We start from the raw sequence: 16,303 nt of genomic DNA, 5'->3' as shown, positions 1-16,303 counted from the left end.
GGGTGCTGCATCCCTTCCTTGCCTTCATCCTGATCCTGTCCGGCGTGTGGTCGCTGATCGTGTGGCCGGCGTTCCTGCGGCGCGTCATGAAGGACCCGCGTGCCCGCGATTCGTCCGGCAAGGCCACTAGGTTCTTCACGGTGCACCTGTTCCTGGTCAGCATCTCCCTGACGCTGGGCCTGGCGACGGCGATCATCGGCATCCGCGCGCTCGTCGGCTGATTTCCCGTCGTCGGCCCTTGGGTCACTTCCCCGCGGCGCGGGCGGAACGGGCCCTCTCGGCGAGCACCGACGCAAGTGCCCGGACCCCGCCCACCCCGGATCCGGCCAGCAGGGTGAGCCAGTCGAAGTAGTCACACCAGTAGACGATCTTCCCGTCCCGCACTTCAAAGGTGCCGCAGACCCAGAAGGACGTGCGGAAACGCCCCGCCTTGAGGACGTCCGTCCGCTCGGTCAGCACGATCGGCCCCTCGGCGGCGATGTTGTGGAGCTGGACCTCGAAGCCCGTGCACAGCTTCATAAAGGCGCGGATCTGGGCCTTCGCTGCCGTCCCTCGGGCTGCGGGCAGTGGCATGTTCCGGTACACGACGCCGTTGCCCAGGTAGGACAGCGCCTTCTTTCCGTCATGCTCCTCCAAAGCGCGAAGGAACTGCCGGACGGTTTCCTGCGGGGATTGCTGCTCGGGCATAGCCGCCTCCTTCATCCCTTTGCAGATTAGTCCCTGGGCAGGGTAACCGTCACGCGCGTGCCGGCACCCAGCAACGAAATCAGGGCAAAGCGGCTACCGGCTCCGCTGCACCAGGATTAGGCTTGATTCCACCCCTGCTGACCGCACAGGAGGCACTCATGGTGAGCATTGAAGCCATCGACATGGACATGCTGATGACGGCAATGGAATTCAGCGACACCTTCGAGACCCAATGGTGGCTGGACCCGACAACCGGCCAGATCGAAATGACCGGCGAGTGCGTTGATGATCCCTTCCCCACGTGGGAGCTGGAACAACACGGTGCAGTTCCCATCCCGTCAGCCGACTCACACCGCGGCTACCGGGACATGGAGGACTTCATCGCCACGCTCGACGACGAACAGATCCGCGCCGCCCTGATCCACGCCATCGAAGGAAAGCGCCCGTTCCGCCGCTTCAAGGACGCCCTCCACATGCACCCGAAGGTCCGGGACGACTGGTACGCCTTCCACGAGAAGCGCATGCGCCACCACGCCATCACCTGGCTCGTCGCAGAAGGCCTCGTTGACCAGGCCGAAGCCCGACGCACGCTTGACCAGGGCTGATCCGGGGCGTTTAGCTCAGCGGCAGGGTCACCGTCACGCACGTGCCGGCGTCCGGCGTCGAAATAATGGCGAAGCGGCCGCCGGCGAAGACGACCGCACTGCGCAGCCCGCGAAGTCCCTGGTCTGCCCGTTTGGCGGCGGCCACACGCAGGACGTCGAATCCGACTCCGTCGTCGGAGATCCTGAGCTGGACCCCATGGTTGCTCGGCCTCAGGCGGATAATCACTGTCCGCGCGCCTGCGTGTTCCAGGACATTGCCGAGCAGCTCCTGCGCCGCCCGGTAGAGCAGAACGGCGGCGTTCCACTCAAGCTCCATGTTGTGTCGCGGCATTTCCAGCCGTACAGCGATGCCGCGCCGCCTCAGCGGGACCGCAAGCCGGTTCATCACCCCGGCCATCCCCAGGCCATAAAAGACCGACGGGTGTGTATCCGGCACTACTGCAGCGGTGAGAACCGCATCGGGCGGAAAACGCATCATGTCCGATCCTCAACCGGCGCCTAGGGAATCGGCAGCCGGCAGCATCAGGATAGGGCCGCCGCTCCCGCGGGTCTATGGATGAAAGCGGCAGTTAGGTCTCAATCCGGCAGTGTTCAATCCAGCGGGAGCGTGACGGTCACGCAGGTGCCGCGTCCCGGCGTCGAAATGATGTCCACGCGGCCACCGGCCAGGTCGACGGTGCTTCGCATCAGCCGAAGTCCCAGGCCGGGGTGCTTGCCCGTGGTCGCTAGCTTGACGTTGAAGCCGACCCCGTCGTCGCGCACCTGCAGCAGGATGCCGTGGCTGACCGCGGCCAGCCGGACAGTCACCGTGGTGGCGTTCGCGAACTTGTAGATGTTGCTGAGCAGTTCCTGCGCCGCCCGGTAGAGCAGCATCGCGGACCTGCTGTCCACTTCCATGCCGTGGTGCGGAGTTTCAAAGTGCACCACTACGCCGCGGCTCCGCAGCGGAACGGTCAACCGGTCGATCGCCCCGGCCACCCCAAGGCCGTAGAAGTCGATCGGATGAGTATCAGTAATGACGCCGTGTACGGCGAAGACCTCGTCGGTTAACAAGTGGTTCATGACATTTATGGTGCGCCGGGGTGCTTGGTAAATCCTTGTGATCGGGGGCATTCTGCTGGAGCAATGAGCGGCCGCTTCACTTCACACAGTGGTACGCGCTACCGGCAGCCTTTACGCGCACGGACGTACTTTCGGGCCCCGTCCAGCCACTGTAATAGTGCTGAACCGAGACTTCGAAGATTTTCTCTTTTCCAAGGAGAGCACCCAACTCTCCAAGTAACTTGCCGATAAAGCCGGAACTGCTGGTGGGGCTGAAAACGGCGCGCGTCTCGAACGTCGGTTCTGAAGGCGAGACCGATGATCCCTCTTTGATCAGGACAACGTACCCGGCTTCAGGTGAAACGCCGGTCCACTCAACAGTCGCCGTGCCGTTCTTGTCACTACACTGCGGCGGCGCAATTTGTCCCAGCGTTGCTGTTTGGACGGCAACGCTCGCCGTTGCGGACTGATGCCACAGCGCATTGGCTGCCATGCCACCAACACCCATGAGGACAACCACGCAGAACGCAACGGCCGCGGCGGTGAAGCCCGGAAGCCGGCGGATGCGGGTTACCAGGTTCATGCCGCCTTCCTCTTGCGCCGGGCAATGATGATGGCTCGGGTAATGCTGAACACCCCGTATCCAATCAGGCCCACAGCAGCCCAGTTGATGACGGCGCTCCGGTCGCTCTGGCCGAGCGCGTTCGCGACCCAACCCACATAGGGCACGGCGTAGAACAGCTTGCCCCGCACCTGGACTTCCTGAACCGGCAATTCATCCTCGACGTCATTGTTGTCGCCCTTGGTGATCAGCGTCCGGTCTCCGGTCTGAGTCGTCCCCACCGACACGATGCGGTGGGTAATCACCTCGGGCCTGCCGGACTCGATCTGGTACGTGATGACGTCGCCAAGGCGCAGGGACTCAAAGGGCTCCGGCTTGACCACCAAGAAGGTTCCCGGCGGGTACTTCGGCGCCATGGAACTCGTCAGGACCGAGTATGTCTGCGAACCTGACAGCAGAGGAATGACGATCAGGACGATGGCGGCGAATCCGCTCACGCACAATGCGATCAGGCTCAAGGACCGGCCGAGGAAACCAACCAGTCCCCCGCGCTTGGGCTTCGCGATTGTTACCGTCATAATGATCCGTTCAGAACTGGTTTTGCTTCACAGAGATAGGGATGTTGACGGCGGTTGTCTTTCCCGACAGCGAAGACGGAGCGGTGTTCAGCAGTGAAATCTCAAAACAGAGAAAGGCAGAAGCATCCTTCGCGATCTGATCAACAAAAGCCGTTTCACTTGTATAACCACCCACCGGGCACGCTTCAGTAGTCGAGGCACGGGACTTAACGGTCAGGTAGCCCAAAAATTCTGGGTTTGCTATCACAGCCTGTCCGGAGTCCGCGCGGACAGTGAAATCAGATCCAGCGTTGGTGAAATTTGAAAGCTTGACCCCGGCATAAACGGATGTTCCCGGAAGCAATCCCCCGGAGAATGGGGTAAGTTGAACGCTTGCAGAATTGACGTACGCCGTTCCCGACTTCATGTCCGTTAGCACTACCCGAAAATCCGCGGCCTGGATGGTGCCGGCATTCGCCGACACCATCCGATTCCACAGGGCATAGCTACCTTGGACGCTCAGCAAACCAAGTACGACGGCGGCAGTCACCAGAGCGAGTGCCTTCAGTGTCGTCTTGGTTCGCATTACCTTCTCCGAGATACAGGCGGGAACGCCCGCTTAGCGCTTATCGATCAATGTTTAGGTGGTTCGGGCTACTCCGTCGGGGTGGGAGTTTCCTGCTCCAGTTTGAATCCAACTTGGCTGAAGTTGTATTCAGCTTTCGTATCCGCCCTGTTGGCGTCTGAGGCAAAAGGATCAGGAACAATGTTATTGAATGTGAAGGATACTGAAGCGGTCGCGTTAAGAGCTGTGTCTGAAAACTCCTCAGGCTTCAAACCGCTGACCTTTATCACAGAATCAGCGACCGAGTCAGAAACTGTACGGCTGGCAGTCGTCAGCTTGAAATCGGAAAATTGAACGTTGCCCTCCTCGAAACTGGAGACAAGATTGTCCGGGGTTACAAGTTCCAAGCTTGCCTGCATATTGTGGCCCTTAAGCGTGACGGTGAGGGCTTGAGTGAATGTCAGCGTTTCGCCCGGAACGATTTGGTGTGTGTCGATGTTAATGTCGCCACTTAGGCTGCTCTTCCAACTACCGCCAGCGGCAGCCAAGTTCAAATCACCGGCAATGATCTTGCCGCCATCTTCTCCCGCCGATGCGGTAGTGTTCCACACGGCCAGCGTCCCGCCGCCGCCGAGCAGCAGTGCTACGCCGACGCCCGTAGCGATTGCGCCCTTTGTCATCTTGTTCATGTTGAGCCCCCACTTTTTTGCTTGTTGTTCCTGCGGATAACAGCAACTTTGCTAGATCAGTCTCAAGAAAGGGCCCAGTTCATCAACAAGAAACTCTCAAGATTTTCCCAGAATCCCGAATCAACTCAAGGCTGCTTCGAGAGGAAACCTCGATGAAAGCTTTTTCGTTTCGCGGCTCACAACTTGGCGAGGATGCCGGCTTTCTGCTGCTCGAATTCTTCCTCATCCAGGTGACCCTGGGACTTCAGTTCGGCAATGCGCTCAAGATCCGCTATCCAATCAGCGGATAGCCGGCCGGAAGAGCGAGTCCGGGCATTGTTCAGCTTGCGCAGCTTCCGTGATCCTCTGGCCCTGGCCGTCTCCGAGCCCGGTGATGGAAGCGGTCATGCCATCAGGGGTGACGGTCAGGGATTCACCGCGGGGAGTACTCGTCAGGGAGACGGAGCGAATGGCGTCCAGATAGAAATAGGCAATATCCTCCGACCAGAAATTCTTTTCCAGGAAGATCATGCGCTCGTCCGTGATCGCGACAATTCCCAAGAGGGAACTGCGGTAGCCGACACCAATGGCATGAACCATCTCGTCGGCGCCCAATACATTGGACAGGTGACGCATTTCCGGCCCGCTGAAGAATTCCTTGGCCAGATGCCCTGACACTGCTCCAATGCCGTGATCGAAGAGCAGCCCGTCCGGGAGATCAGCGGCGATTTCTGTCAGGTGCTGATACTGCCGCTTGCCTCTGCTTTCCACAGTCCACTTGATCCTGGTCCCTCGGGGGACCTCAGAAATCTCACCTGTGAGCCGAGCCCGGCCGCCGACGGCGTCCAGCAGATGCACCAGCGACACGTCCAGTTCGGATTGGAGAACCCAGAAAACAGTGCGATAGATGGTGGATCTTGACGGCTGGGAGAGACGCCTCACCCGGGATGACGTCGGGAACAATGCACTTCCCGGGTCGCGGTCTCCCCCAGCCTGGATCAATTCTCAGGGCCCGGACTCAAGGCAAATGCATTCTTTCTGAAAGGTTTGCGCAAGATTCTCTCACTCCCCGCAATCCGCCAAAAACCGGGGCTACTGTTGGATAAATGAGCTCGAGGAACCGCTATTGGGAGAGGACGAAGTGGCTGTACTGACGTCGCACGATCTCCCGCTGGTCTCCGAGGCGGTCCTGCGGCAGCTGCAGTTTGAACTCGAGGACCAGGGGCTGTGCCTGGACTACGTCCGCTCCTACGTCAACATGTGGGGCTGCCGCTTCCAGCGGCTGACGTCGGCGGTCGTCCTGGCGGATCATGAAGCGGCGATGGACGCGGTGCTCAGCCTCAAGTCCTCGAGCCTGATGGTGGGCGCGTCGCGGCTGGGGCATCTGGCGGGGTGCATGGAGCAGGACATCCGGTGGCATCGGGATCCGGAGGCTGCGTCGGCGTTATCACCGATCGGGCAGTGCGGGAATGAGACGATGACGCTGCTGCGCCGGGAGTATTTGCGCGGGTGGGGGTAGCCGCTACGGCGCGAGCTGGTACCCGACTCCGCGGACGGTCTTGAGCCAGCGGGGGTCGCGGGGGTTCTCGCCGAGCTTGCGCCGGAGGTTGCCCATGTGGACTTCGACGGCGCGCTCGTCGGCATCGCTGATGTAGCTGCCGGTGTCGTAGTCCTCGGCACGCAGCCGCCGGACCAGGTCCGCCTTGCTGCGCACGCGCCGGCCGCTTTCCAGCATGGCCTGCAGCAGGTCGAATTCGGTCCGCGTCAGTTCCAGCGGCCGGCCTTCGAGCCTGGCCAGCCGGGTGGCGCTGTTGAGCTCCAGTCCCTTGTGCTCCAGGTGCCCGTCAGTCAGGGTCTCGCCGTCGTTCTTCTCCGGGGCGGCAGAAGCGGCAGGCGCCGCCGCAGCGGCAGCCGGGGCGGCCGCCGTCGAACCCGTCAGGGCATCGGCGCGGGGCCGGCGCAGCATCGCATTGACCCGGGCCCGCAGCTCGCGCGGCCGGAAGGGCTTGGTGAGGTAGTCATCCGCGCCGGAGGCGAAGCCTTCGACCGTGTCCAGTTCGTCCCCGCGAGCGGTGAGCATGATGATGTAGCTGTCGCTGAACTGGCGGACACGCCGGGCGACTTCGAAACCGTCGATGTCCGGCAGGCCGAGGTCCAGGGTGATGACGCTGGGCATGTGCCGGCGGACCGTTTCGACGCCGTCGAGTCCGGATTCCGCTGCATACACCTCGAAGCCGGACTGCGTGAGAACACCCTCGAGCAGCCCGCGGACGTCGGCGTCATCCTCGACCACCACGGCGATTCGCCGGTCGTTCATCCTCTACCCCCTGCAGAAACCCGCCCTCTGGAGAGCTGCCGGTCTGGGGCCGGCGCTGCTTGTTAACTAAGTCTACGCCCCCCTCCTATACTGAAAATTGCCGCGGTAACAATTCAGCATCCAGCCGGACGCGGCAATCAAAGGGGGGAACTGCGAGTGTTCAGTTCGGGCTCGGCGGTCCTTAATACGGTAGCGAAGCTGACCACCAATGCCTACTTCCACGACCTGACACTGCGGGCCCGGGTGGTACTCAGCCAGCTACCGCTGACCGTTTCCATGGTACTGGTGATCATCCTTGCCCTGGCATTCCATCCGACGGCCCTGGCAAACCCGTTGTTCCAGGCGGGCCTGGCCATGCATGCGCTGCTGTTCCTACTGTGCTTCATTATTCCCTGGGACCGGCTCTGGTATCCAAGTTTCTTGTCCATCCCGCTGTTGGACTTCGTGGCAATCGGACTGACCCGCGAAGGGTCACTGGCCGAGCTTTCCGGCGTCGGCCTGCTAGCGGTTTTCCCTGTTTTCTGGCTGACCGCCTCCGGCCAGTTCCCGCGGCTGTCCGTGTGGATTGGCACCTTCTGCACACTGCTGATGGTGTGGATTCCGCTGTTCATCCGCGGCGCCGTCTCCGCGGAGGATCTCACCGCGCCGCTGCTGCTGCCGCTGATGATGCTGGGCATCGCCATCTCGGTCTCCGCCGTAACGGCGAGCATGGACGAGCAGCAGCGACTCCTCACTGAGGCCAGAAATGAGCTGCGCGCGTCCCTTGAGCAAACGGCCCGGCACGAGCGGCTGCTTAACGCGATCGTGGATACGGTAGGCGTGGGTGTGCTGGCAGTGGACGCGGACGGCCATGACATCCTGATGAACCGTCAGCAGCGCCAGCACCACGGGCTCGCCACTCCCCCGGACAACCCGGATCCCAACGAATCCGAGCTGCTGCTCTTTGGCGACGGCGGCCAGGAACCGCTGCCGGTCGACCAGCGCCCGGTGCGCCGGGTCATCAATGGAGAGACGTTTAAGGACTACCTGGTGTGGCTGGGCGCTCAGCCCGGGCAGCGCGTCGTTTCGACGACGGCCCGCCCTATGACGGACGAGGCCGGCACTTACGAAGGTTCAGTGGTCGCCTTCAGCGATGTCACGGACCTGGTCAATGCCCTGTCCGCCAAGGAGGACTTCCTGTCCAATGTGTCCCACGAGCTGCGCACGCCGCTGACCTCCATCCTGGGCTATGTGGAGCTCATGATGGAGGAGGAGGGCACGCAGGGGGAGGACCTGGACCGTCTGCACGTGATCGAGCGCAATGCCGAGCGGCTGCAGCGCCTGGTTTCGGACCTGCTGACCTCCGCGTCCGGTTCCATCGAGGTTCGGCCCCGCCGCGCCGACTTGGCCGAGGTGGTCCGCCAGAGCATGGCCGCCGCGTCCCGGCACGCCGCGGATGCCGGCATCGATCTGGTGAACCGGACCGCGGACAGCGTCACCGCGAACATTGATCCGGTGCGCATGGGCCAGGTGCTGGACAACCTGCTCTCCAACGCCATCAAGTACTCGCCCGGCGGGGGCACCGTCACCGTCCGCGCCTGGTTCGAAGACGGCCAGTACGACGGCGGCACGGACGACGGCGGCAGGATCATCTGCCAGGTCCAGGACACCGGCATGGGCATGTCAAAGGAGGACTGCCGAGAGCTTTTCACCCGGTTCCACCGCTCCCCCACCGCGCGAAAGGCGGCGATTCCCGGCGTCGGACTGGGCCTGGCCATTTCCAAGACCATCGTGGAAAGCCACGGCGGGAACATCGCTTGCGACAGCACCCTGGGCAAGGGCACCACGTTCACCATCACGCTGCCGGCCGCGGCTGCCTGACCGGGGCGACTACGGCTGGTACGGCCCCAGGTAATCCGGTGCCGGGCCCAGCCCGAAGTACTCCTCCAGCGTCGTAATCCCCTGGGTGCGCATGTCCGTCGCCAGTTCAACGCCCACGTACCGCAGATGCCACGGCTCGTAGGTGTAACCGGTGGTCGTCTCCTTGCCGGCGGGATAACGGATGATGAACCCGTACTTCCAGCCCTCCTGCGCGGCCCATCGGCCGACCGGGGTGTCCGCGAAGCAGGCTTGGAGCGCACAGACGCCACCGGGGTTGCCCACGTCCATGGCAAGTCCGGTCTGGTGTTCGCTGTAGCCGGGGCGCGCGGCAAGGTCCTCCGCGGTTTCCAGACCGTACCGGGCCACGTAGTCCTCGTAGAGATTCTGCTGCTGGCCGTAGGAACGGTAGCCGCTGATGGGGACGACGTTGACGCCGGCGGACTTGGCAGCCTTGGTGAACTGCTTGTACGCGTCCGCCGCTTCCGCCCGCAGCCGCTCGCCGTTGACCCTGGTCAACGGCGCCGGCACGTACGTCCTCGGCACCAGTTGCCGGTGCTTATTGACCACCACCTGCAGGCTGGAGGCCGTGTCCGTGTCATAGTCGGCCGCGACCGCGGCGGACGGTGCCAAAAACGCCAGCGACAGCAATGCCCCGGCAAGACCCAACGAAAAACGGCGCGGCTTCATAATGTCCTCCCCCGGACGATAATTGCACTGGGCCCGAATTTACCTGCCGCCGCGGCCGGCAACAATGGCCTGCCCGGAAATTACGACTCCGCCCGCAGCTTCCACCCCGCCCCGGCCAGGTCCCGGGTCAGCTCCATGGTCCGCAGCGGGGTCCGCGGGTTCCGGCCGATGCGCGCCTGCACCCGCCACACCTCCACCTGGGCGGCCAGCCCGCCCCCGATCGGCATCCGCCGTTCCGTCTCCCACCAGTTGACCCGCTCATACCAGCGGATCGGTTCCGCGCCGACGATCCATTCCCTGCCACCGCGGTCGATCGCGAAGGGCTTGCCTGTGGTCGTTGTTCTCACCGTTACATGTTCCATGCTTCGAAGCTATGTTCCAGCAGTGACAAAATAACTAGTAAGCAGATATTCGATAGCCCGGCCAGCCCAGGGCCCCCAAAAAGTTCGACGGCGGCACTCGCCGAGTGCCGCCGTCGTACCTTAAGCTCGTCCCTAGCTGACGAAGTCCTTGAGCCAGGTGCGCAGTTCCTCGCCGAACTCGGGCCGTTCCACGGCCAGGGTGACCACGGCCTTGAGGTAGCTGAGCTTGTCGCCGGTATCGTAGCGGCGGCCGCGGAAGACCACACCGTACACCCCGGAGCCTTCGCCCTCGGCAGCGGCCAGGGTCTGCAGCGCGTCCGTCAGCTGGATCTCCCCGCCGCGGCCGGGCGCGGTGTTCTCCAGCACATCGAACACGGCCGGGTGCAGCACGTAGCGGCCGATGATCGCCAGGTTCGACGGCGCGTCCTCCACCGCCGGCTTTTCCACCAGCTTATTGACCTTCACGAAGCCCTCGCCGTCCAGCCCGGTGACGTCAGCCACGCCGTAGGCGCTGATCTGGGCCGGATCGACCTCCATCAGGGCCACCACGGACCCGCCGGTCCTGGCCTGGACCTCGATCATCGTGGTCAGCAGCTCGTCCCGCTCATCGATCAGGTCATCGCCCAGCAGCACCGCGAACGGCTCGTCGCCCACATGCTGGCGGGCGCAGTACACCGCATGTCCCAGACCCTTCGGATCGCCCTGGCGCACGTAGTGGATATCGGCCAGCTCGGAGGCATGCCGCACGGCGGCCAGGCGCTTCGCATCGCCCTTCTTCTCCAGCAGCGCCTCCAGCACCGGCGTCCGGTCGAAGTGGTCCTCCAGCGCGCGCTTGGACCGCCCGGTAATCATCAGCAGGTCCGACAGGCCCGCCTTGACCGCTTCCTCAACGACATACTGGATGGCCGGTTCATCAACCACCGGTAGCATTTCCTTGGGCATGGCCTTGGTGGCGGGCAGGAACCGGGTGCCCATTCCCGCGGCCGGAATGACGGCCTTGCGTACAGTATTTCCCGTTGTCATAAACCGAGAATATACAGCCACACCGACCCAGCACGAACTCGCAACCTCCCGTTAGGAAACAGGCAATTCACAAAACTTCGCGAATTCGCCCCCGTCCGGCGCTGCCGGTTTCGCTGCTGGCCGCCTACCTGATGGCCCTCGCGGCCATCACCTTCTGGCCGACGCCGGTGGACCGCCAGGCGGCCGACCTGATCCAGCGCGCCCTGGCGAAACTGCACACCTGGGGTGCGCCGTCCTGGGTCAATTACGGGATGGTGGAGTGGCTGGCGAACGTGGCGCTGTTTGTCCCCTTCGGGCTGCTGGTGGCCTGGATGCTGCCGCGCGGCCGGGCCTGGCTGGCCGTCCCGCTGGCCTTCGCGGTGTCTGCCGTGATTGAGCTGGGCCAACTGGCGTTCCTCAGCGAGCGCTTTGCCACGCCCATGGATGTGCTGGCAAACACGCTGGGTGCCGCGGCCGGCTTCATCGCCGCGGCTGCGTGGCGGAGTACTCGGAGCGTGTAAACTACCTCGAAGGTGAGCCGGGAAGTCTGGTCGGCAGTGACGTTTTCCGTGCCCGACCACCGAAAGGTGCCTTCCATGGCCAAGCAGCCCGCACCCGCCACCAAGCCCAAGGTCCTCGGCCGGACCAACTGGCCCGAAACCCAGCGGATCGGCGAACTCCTGCGCAAGGAAACCATCGGCGGGGCACTGCTGGTGGCGGCCGCCGTCGTCGCCCTGATCTGGGCTAACTCCCCCGCTTCGGACAGCTATTTTGCGCTGCGCGACTTCAGGATCGGCTACGAGCCCTGGCATCTGGAGCTGAGCCTGGGCCAATGGGCCTCCGACGGGCTGCTGGCCATCTTCTTCTTCCTGGTCGGGCTGGAACTCAAGCGCGAATTCGTCGCCGGGGAGCTGCGGCAGGTCCGGACGGCGGTCGTCCCCATTACTGCCGCAGCCGGCGGGGTGATGGTCCCGGCGCTGATCTACGCCGTCGTCAACTGGAGCAATCCGGAAGCGCTGCGCGGGTGGGCCATCCCCACGGCCACCGACATCGCCTTCGCTGTCGCTGTGCTGGCGGTGATCGGTTCCCATCTGCCCAGCGCGCTGCGGATCTTCCTGCTCACCCTGGCGGTGGTGGACGACCTCATTGCCATCGCCATCATCGCCGTGTTCTACACCAGCGACATTCAGGTGGCGCCGCTGCTGCTGACCCTGATCCCAGTGGCCGTGTATGCATTCCTGGCGCAGAAGTACCGGCGGTTCTTCGGGCTCCAGGCCGGCGCCGCGTGGCTGATCCTGCTGCCGATCGGCATCCTGGCCTGGGCGCTGCTGCACGCCTCCGGCATCCACGCGACCATTGCCGGCGTCGTCCTCGGCTTCACCGTGCCGGTGCTGCGCAGCAAGGCCAACGGCGGTCCGGAAGCCGGACCGGGCCTGGCGGAGGTCTTCGAGCACCGGTTCCGCCCCGTGTCCACGGGGATTGCGGTTCCCCTGTTCGCCTTCTTCTCCGCCGGCGTCGCGATCGGCGGGGCGGACGGGTTCACCTCGGCGCTGACGGACACCGTGACGCTGGGCATCATCGCCGGCCTGGTGCTGGGCAAGCCGATCGGCATCGCCGGCATCACCTGGCTGATGACCAAGCTGACCCGGGCGCAGCTGGATCCGTCGCTGAAGTGGATCGACGTGATCGGCATGGCGTTCCTGGCCGGCATCGGCTTCACCGTCTCCCTGCTGGTGGCGGAGCTGAGCTTCGGCGAGGGCAGTGCGCACAACGACCACGCGAAGGTGGCGATTCTGACCGCGTCGCTGCTGGCCGCGGTCCTGGCCACCGTGATCCTGCGGCCCCGCAACCGGTACTACCGGAAGCTGGAGGCGGAGGAAAAGGTGGATGCGGACCGGGACGGCATCCCGGACGTGTACCAGCAGGAGGGGTGATCAGACCAGCATCATCGCCCGCTGCAGGAACCGGTTGAGCACATTCCCGGCGGCCCGCACTGACGCCCCGGGCGGCCTGCCGGCGGTCCACGCCGGACGCGAACCGTGGACGAGCTGCTCATGCAGGTACAGCAGGGCGGACAGCGCGTCGGACAGATCGCCGTCGGACTCCGCGGTGGCGCGCAGCAGGCGGGCATGGGCCTCCTGCAGCTGCGTGCCCGGCGCGCAGCCGAGTTCGCTGTTGAGCCGGCGGCGGTACCGTTCGTAGGCCTGCAGCCCTTCGGCGTAGCGGCCGGCCTGCTCCAGCGCCAGGACCAGCGCCGTCCAGGCCTGCTCATTGAACGGCTCCGCCTCCAGGGCAATGTGGGCCCAGCCGATCGCCTCGTCCGCCACGCCCAGCTCGGCCGCCAATTCGGCGGCACGGACCGTCACGGCGGTGACGCGGGCGGCATGGAGGTTCCGTTCCGCTTCGGCCCATTGGGCCGTCAGCTCCTCCCCCAGCAGAGGTTCGCCGGCCAGTTCGAGCGCCTGGCAGAGCAGGGGGTACGCCGCGGGGGCCGGGGCCTGTTCGCCGGCGCGCACCAGCTCGGCGAAGCGGTCCAGGTCCAGGTCCACCATGCCGGGGTCGATCACGTAGCCCCCGCTGGCGGTCTGCAGCGGCCCGAATTTGCCCTGGCCCGGCTGCAGGTACCTGCGCAGGACGCTGATGTAGCTCTTCAGGGTGGGCTGGGCTTCCGCCGGCGGATGGCCGGCCCAGAGCAGTTCGATCAGCAGGTCGTTGGAGACGGGCCGGCCGCGGTGCAGGAGCAGGATCTCCAGGATCTGCCGCGGCTTGGGCCCGCCGAGGTCCGAGGCGCCGAGCACCACGTCGCCGCGGCGGATCTGCAGGCTGCCGAACAGCCGTATCCTCAGCGGCCGGTTCCCGTTGTCCATGATGTCTCCTCTGGATACAGGCGATTCAATTGAGGCAGCGGTAGCTGCAGGATGCGGGCGTCTGACAAGGCGTCCGCTACGGCGCCGTTTGCGGCCTGGGATGAGGCCGGCTTCGCCGCCGTGATGTCGGTAACGCGCACACTCTTGACTGCCGGTGGGGGCCGGTCCCCGATCGTGACGCCGGGCAGCGGCTCCGACGGTCCCGAGGCAACGGCCGACGTCCAGACCAGCAGGCAGGCTCCCCCCAGAGCCAGCACAATCATGAGTAGCCACAAATGCCTCACAGCCAGAACTCCCCCGAACGGCGCGAATGATGGCTCTACTATCCGAAAGTTCCGTGAGAGCTGGATGAGAATTTCATGAAACCTTTCTCATCATCGGCCCTACCTGAAGTACGACGACGGCTGGCGGCTTCCGTGGGGGAAGCCGCCAGCCGTCGTCGTACTGGTTGGATTGGGCGCCGGGTCAGGCCACGGCCATCGCCTTGCGCATGAAGTTGTTGAGCACCTTTCCGGCCGCCCACATCGAGGTGGCATCGCGGCGTTCACGCGGCACCGCGGCCTTCCCGCCCTGGCTGAGCTGCTGGTGCAGGAACAGCAGCGCGGACAGCGCGTCGGCCAGATCGCCCTCGGCATCCGCAGTGGCGCTCAGCAGCCGCGCGTAGGCGGCCCGCAGGAACGGACCCGGCGCGCAGCCGAGCTCACGGTGCAGGCTGCGGCGGCACTTCTCGTAGGCCTGCAGGCCCTCGGCGTAGTGGCCGGCCTGTTCCATGCCCAGGATCAGCGCGGTCCAGGCCCGTTCATTGAGCTGGTCCCCGGCCAGCGCCGACTGCGCCCAGGCGATGGCCTCGCCCGACCTGCCCAGTTCGGCGGCAACCTCGGCGGCATGGGTCTTGGCCGCCGTGACCCGGTTTGCGTGCAGCTCCCGTTCCGCCGCGATCCATTCGGGCGTCAGTTCGTCACCCAGCAGCGGTTCCTCCGTCAGGCTCAGCGCCTCGCACAGCAGCCCATACGCCTTGGCAGACGGAGCCTGGTCGGCGGCGTGGACCAGATCCTCGAAGCGGTCCAGGTCCACGTCCACCAGGCTGCGGTCAATGACGTAGCCGCCGGTCACGGTCCGGAGCGGACCGCTCCTGCCCTGGCCGGGCTGGATGTGCCGCCGCACTACGCTGACGTAGCTTTCCAGCGTGGGCAGGGCCTCCAACGGCGGCTGCCCCTCCCACAGCAGGTCGATGATTTCATCCTTCGAAACCGGCGTTCCGCGGTGTAGGAGCAGGATTTCCAGGATCTGGCGGGGCTTGGGCCCGCCCAGATTTTCCACCCCAAGCACCATTTCTCCGCGCTGAATGCGAAGGTTCCCAATAAGCCGCACTGACATTGGCTGCGGCAAGGCCGTATTCTTATTCATCTTGTCCCCCCCAGGAATGAATGAACCCATCATGCTCAGGGAATTCCAAGGTGGGCACCCCAAGACGAGGGGTTTACCGCACCCCTAAAATTGGGGTCTGGGCAAAAACGCCGGATTTACCATTCAGCGATCTCGGGCTGGCCGCATACCTTAGGCAACCGTTTGGACAGCGTCAAGGGAAAGGCGAACACCGGGTTAACATTTCATGATCTCTGCCGCTTTGATGTGACGCTGGAGCCCATTCTCGGTAGCGTCGAAGATAACAGCGCGGTCACGTTCCACGGTCCGCGCTGTTGTTTGCCCGAGGCGGACGGCACCCTCCCCCAACAGGTGCTGGACGCCGTCGAACCAAGATGGAAAGAGCACTACCTATGAGAAAAACTCTGTCCACCATTGTCCTGGCCGGCTCCCTTGTACTGACCGGCGGCGCTGCCGCCACGGCCGCCGAATATCCTGCTCCCCCGGTTTCCGGCAGCGTTTCCGACGCGACCGTTTCCGCCGGTGAATCCTTTACGTTCTATGGCACCGGCTTCGAGCCCGGCGAGACCGTGACCATCACGGTCGCCTCCAACCAGTCCGGCAACGGCGGCGGCTCCGGCGCCGGCGCGGCACGCGCTGTCCCGCTGAAGTTCGAGGCCCCGGCCTCCTACACCGCCACCGCGGATGCCTCCGGCAACGTCCAGCAGGACATCACCATCGATAAGCCGGGCCGCCACTGGATCACCGCGACCGGCGCGCAGTCCGGCGCCACCGCCACCGCGTCCGTCGTCGTCCAGGGCCCGCCCGCCGGCAAGGGCAACGGCCACGGCAACGGCAAGGCCAAGGGCGCCAGCTTCGAAGTGGAGCAGAAGCAGGAGCAGGACGCCGAGAACCTCAACAACAACGGCAACCAGTTCAACTTCAATGCCGACACCATCGTCTGGAACGTCGTCAACGCCATCTGGTAAATCGCTTCAGGGTCACGCATGACCTGAACCACCGGCTGTAATCCACGGGCCGGGATCCGGAACCTTCCGGGTCTCGGCCCGTGGTCGTTCCCGGGAGTGGTTACCCCTGGCGGCTGCCCCGGGGGTGGGCACCCCGGCGGGACGCCGGACAGGACATGACAAAACTTGA

Annotated in this window: 23 protein-coding genes; 9 read left to right on the top strand and 14 right to left on the bottom strand. The window is 64.4% G+C overall.

Features of this window, described 5'->3' with window-relative positions; translation table 11 throughout:
* The first annotated feature begins 2 nt into the window (after nt 1–2).
* Complete coding sequence (locus AC5RWU_RS10875) at nt 3–221, top strand: SCO4848 family membrane protein (protein ID WP_494002666.1); 219 nt, start codon at nt 3–5, stop codon at nt 219–221.
* Between the two features lie 22 nt (nt 222–243).
* On the opposite strand, the gene AC5RWU_RS10870 is transcribed toward AC5RWU_RS10875, so the two are convergent.
* Nucleotides 244–687 (bottom strand): limonene-1,2-epoxide hydrolase family protein, encoded by a 444-nt coding sequence (locus AC5RWU_RS10870; RefSeq protein WP_494030694.1) that lies wholly within the window; start codon nt 685–687, stop codon nt 244–246.
* 158 nt (nt 688–845) lie between these two features.
* On the opposite strand from AC5RWU_RS10870, the gene AC5RWU_RS10865 reads away from it, so the two are divergent.
* Nucleotides 846–1,292 (top strand): UPF0158 family protein, encoded by a 447-nt coding sequence (locus AC5RWU_RS10865; protein WP_494030693.1) that lies wholly within the window; start codon nt 846–848, stop codon nt 1,290–1,292.
* Nucleotides 1,293–1,302: 10 nt separating this feature from the next.
* On the opposite strand, the gene AC5RWU_RS10860 is transcribed toward AC5RWU_RS10865, so the two are convergent.
* From AC5RWU_RS10860 to AC5RWU_RS10835, 6 genes are all read right to left on the bottom strand, one after another.
* Nucleotides 1,303–1,770: a sensor histidine kinase gene (locus tag AC5RWU_RS10860; protein WP_494030692.1), complete on the bottom strand. Its 468-nt coding sequence runs from the start codon at nt 1,768–1,770 to the stop codon at nt 1,303–1,305.
* Between the two features lie 113 nt (nt 1,771–1,883).
* Entirely contained in the window at nt 1,884–2,354 is a 471-nt protein-coding gene (locus tag AC5RWU_RS10855; protein ID WP_494030691.1) for a sensor histidine kinase, read from the bottom strand.
* A gap of 76 nt (nt 2,355–2,430) precedes the next feature.
* A complete protein-coding gene (locus AC5RWU_RS10850) occupies nt 2,431–2,916 on the bottom strand; it encodes a hypothetical protein (protein ID WP_494030690.1) in 486 nt (161 codons plus the stop codon).
* Entirely contained in the window at nt 2,913–3,473 is a 561-nt protein-coding gene (locus tag AC5RWU_RS10845) for a signal peptidase I (protein WP_494030689.1), read from the bottom strand. Before AC5RWU_RS10845 ends, AC5RWU_RS10850 begins: the two co-directional genes overlap by 4 nt.
* 10 nt (nt 3,474–3,483) lie before the next feature.
* Nucleotides 3,484–4,038, bottom strand: a complete 555-nt coding sequence (locus AC5RWU_RS10840; RefSeq protein ID WP_494030688.1) for a hypothetical protein — start codon at nt 4,036–4,038, stop codon at nt 3,484–3,486.
* A 68-nt stretch (nt 4,039–4,106) separates the two neighbouring features.
* On the bottom strand, nt 4,107–4,706 hold the full coding sequence (locus AC5RWU_RS10835; RefSeq protein WP_494030687.1) for an alternate-type signal peptide domain-containing protein: 600 nt from the start codon (nt 4,704–4,706) through the stop codon (nt 4,107–4,109).
* A gap of 152 nt (nt 4,707–4,858) precedes the next feature.
* Here AC5RWU_RS10835 and AC5RWU_RS10830 point away from each other — a divergent pair, with 152 nt between their 5' ends.
* Nucleotides 4,859–4,996 carry a hypothetical protein gene (locus tag AC5RWU_RS10830; protein ID WP_494030686.1) on the top strand — a complete coding sequence of 46 codons (138 nt, stop codon included), beginning with the start codon at nt 4,859–4,861 and terminating at the stop codon, nt 4,994–4,996.
* Here the strand turns inward: AC5RWU_RS10830 and AC5RWU_RS10825 are convergent.
* On the bottom strand, nt 4,986–5,456 hold the full coding sequence (locus tag AC5RWU_RS10825; RefSeq protein WP_494030685.1) for a PH domain-containing protein: 471 nt from the start codon (nt 5,454–5,456) through the stop codon (nt 4,986–4,988). The two genes, AC5RWU_RS10830 and AC5RWU_RS10825, sit on opposite strands and share 11 nt — an antisense overlap.
* 355 nt (nt 5,457–5,811) lie before the next feature.
* Here AC5RWU_RS10825 and AC5RWU_RS10820 point away from each other — a divergent pair, with 355 nt between their 5' ends.
* On the top strand, nt 5,812–6,204 hold the full coding sequence (locus AC5RWU_RS10820) for an Hpt domain-containing protein (RefSeq protein WP_494036985.1): 393 nt from the start codon (nt 5,812–5,814) through the stop codon (nt 6,202–6,204).
* Between the two features lie 3 nt (nt 6,205–6,207).
* Here the strand turns inward: AC5RWU_RS10820 and AC5RWU_RS10815 are convergent, their stop codons facing one another.
* A complete protein-coding gene (locus AC5RWU_RS10815; protein WP_494030683.1) occupies nt 6,208–7,002 on the bottom strand; it encodes a response regulator transcription factor in 795 nt (264 codons plus the stop codon).
* A 156-nt stretch (nt 7,003–7,158) separates the two neighbouring features.
* Here AC5RWU_RS10815 and AC5RWU_RS10810 point away from each other — a divergent pair, with 156 nt between their 5' ends.
* Nucleotides 7,159–8,862 carry a sensor histidine kinase gene (locus tag AC5RWU_RS10810; RefSeq protein WP_494030682.1) on the top strand — a complete coding sequence of 568 codons (1,704 nt, stop codon included), beginning with the start codon at nt 7,159–7,161 and terminating at the stop codon, nt 8,860–8,862.
* A gap of 9 nt (nt 8,863–8,871) precedes the next feature.
* Here the strand turns inward: AC5RWU_RS10810 and AC5RWU_RS10805 are convergent, their stop codons facing one another.
* The 3 genes from AC5RWU_RS10805 to galU form a co-directional block, all read right to left on the bottom strand.
* A complete protein-coding gene (locus tag AC5RWU_RS10805; protein ID WP_494030681.1) occupies nt 8,872–9,549 on the bottom strand; it encodes a M15 family metallopeptidase in 678 nt (225 codons plus the stop codon).
* An 80-nt stretch (nt 9,550–9,629) separates the two neighbouring features.
* Nucleotides 9,630–9,896 (bottom strand): hypothetical protein, encoded by a 267-nt coding sequence (locus AC5RWU_RS10800; protein ID WP_494030680.1) that lies wholly within the window; start codon nt 9,894–9,896, stop codon nt 9,630–9,632.
* 147 nt (nt 9,897–10,043) lie between these two features.
* Nucleotides 10,044–10,934: a UTP--glucose-1-phosphate uridylyltransferase GalU gene (galU, locus tag AC5RWU_RS10795; RefSeq protein ID WP_494030679.1), complete on the bottom strand. Its 891-nt coding sequence runs from the start codon at nt 10,932–10,934 to the stop codon at nt 10,044–10,046.
* Between the two features lie 131 nt (nt 10,935–11,065).
* On the opposite strand from galU, the gene AC5RWU_RS10790 reads away from it, so the two are divergent.
* Together AC5RWU_RS10790 and nhaA are read left to right on the top strand one after the other, a co-directional pair.
* Nucleotides 11,066–11,434 (top strand): VanZ family protein, encoded by a 369-nt coding sequence (locus AC5RWU_RS10790; RefSeq protein WP_494030678.1) that lies wholly within the window; start codon nt 11,066–11,068, stop codon nt 11,432–11,434.
* A 75-nt stretch (nt 11,435–11,509) separates the two neighbouring features.
* Nucleotides 11,510–12,847: a Na+/H+ antiporter NhaA gene (nhaA, locus tag AC5RWU_RS10785; RefSeq protein ID WP_494030677.1), complete on the top strand. Its 1,338-nt coding sequence runs from the start codon at nt 11,510–11,512 to the stop codon at nt 12,845–12,847.
* Here the strand turns inward: nhaA and AC5RWU_RS10780 are convergent, their stop codons facing one another.
* Both AC5RWU_RS10780 and AC5RWU_RS10775 read right to left on the bottom strand, forming a co-directional pair.
* Nucleotides 12,848–13,780 (bottom strand): AfsR/SARP family transcriptional regulator, encoded by a 933-nt coding sequence (locus tag AC5RWU_RS10780; RefSeq protein ID WP_494030676.1) that lies wholly within the window; start codon nt 13,778–13,780, stop codon nt 12,848–12,850.
* Nucleotides 13,781–14,245: 465 nt separating this feature from the next.
* Nucleotides 14,246–15,100, bottom strand: coding sequence for an AfsR/SARP family transcriptional regulator (locus tag AC5RWU_RS10775; protein WP_494036984.1), 855 nt, complete (start codon nt 15,098–15,100; stop codon nt 14,246–14,248).
* A gap of 249 nt (nt 15,101–15,349) precedes the next feature.
* Here AC5RWU_RS10775 and AC5RWU_RS10770 point away from each other — a divergent pair, with 249 nt between their 5' ends.
* Together AC5RWU_RS10770 and AC5RWU_RS10765 are read left to right on the top strand one after the other, a co-directional pair.
* A complete protein-coding gene (locus AC5RWU_RS10770) occupies nt 15,350–15,562 on the top strand; it encodes a hypothetical protein (protein ID WP_494030674.1) in 213 nt (70 codons plus the stop codon).
* Nucleotides 15,559–16,134, top strand: coding sequence for an LPXTG cell wall anchor domain-containing protein (locus AC5RWU_RS10765; RefSeq protein WP_494030673.1), 576 nt, complete (start codon nt 15,559–15,561; stop codon nt 16,132–16,134). Before AC5RWU_RS10770 ends, AC5RWU_RS10765 begins: the two co-directional genes overlap by 4 nt.
* Nucleotides 16,135–16,303: the final 169 nt, after the last annotated feature.

Source organism: Arthrobacter sp. B0427-1-12, assembly GCF_059092905.1.
Note: the sequence above shows the minus strand (reverse complement) of the source record. Positions and strands in the feature narration are given on the sequence as shown.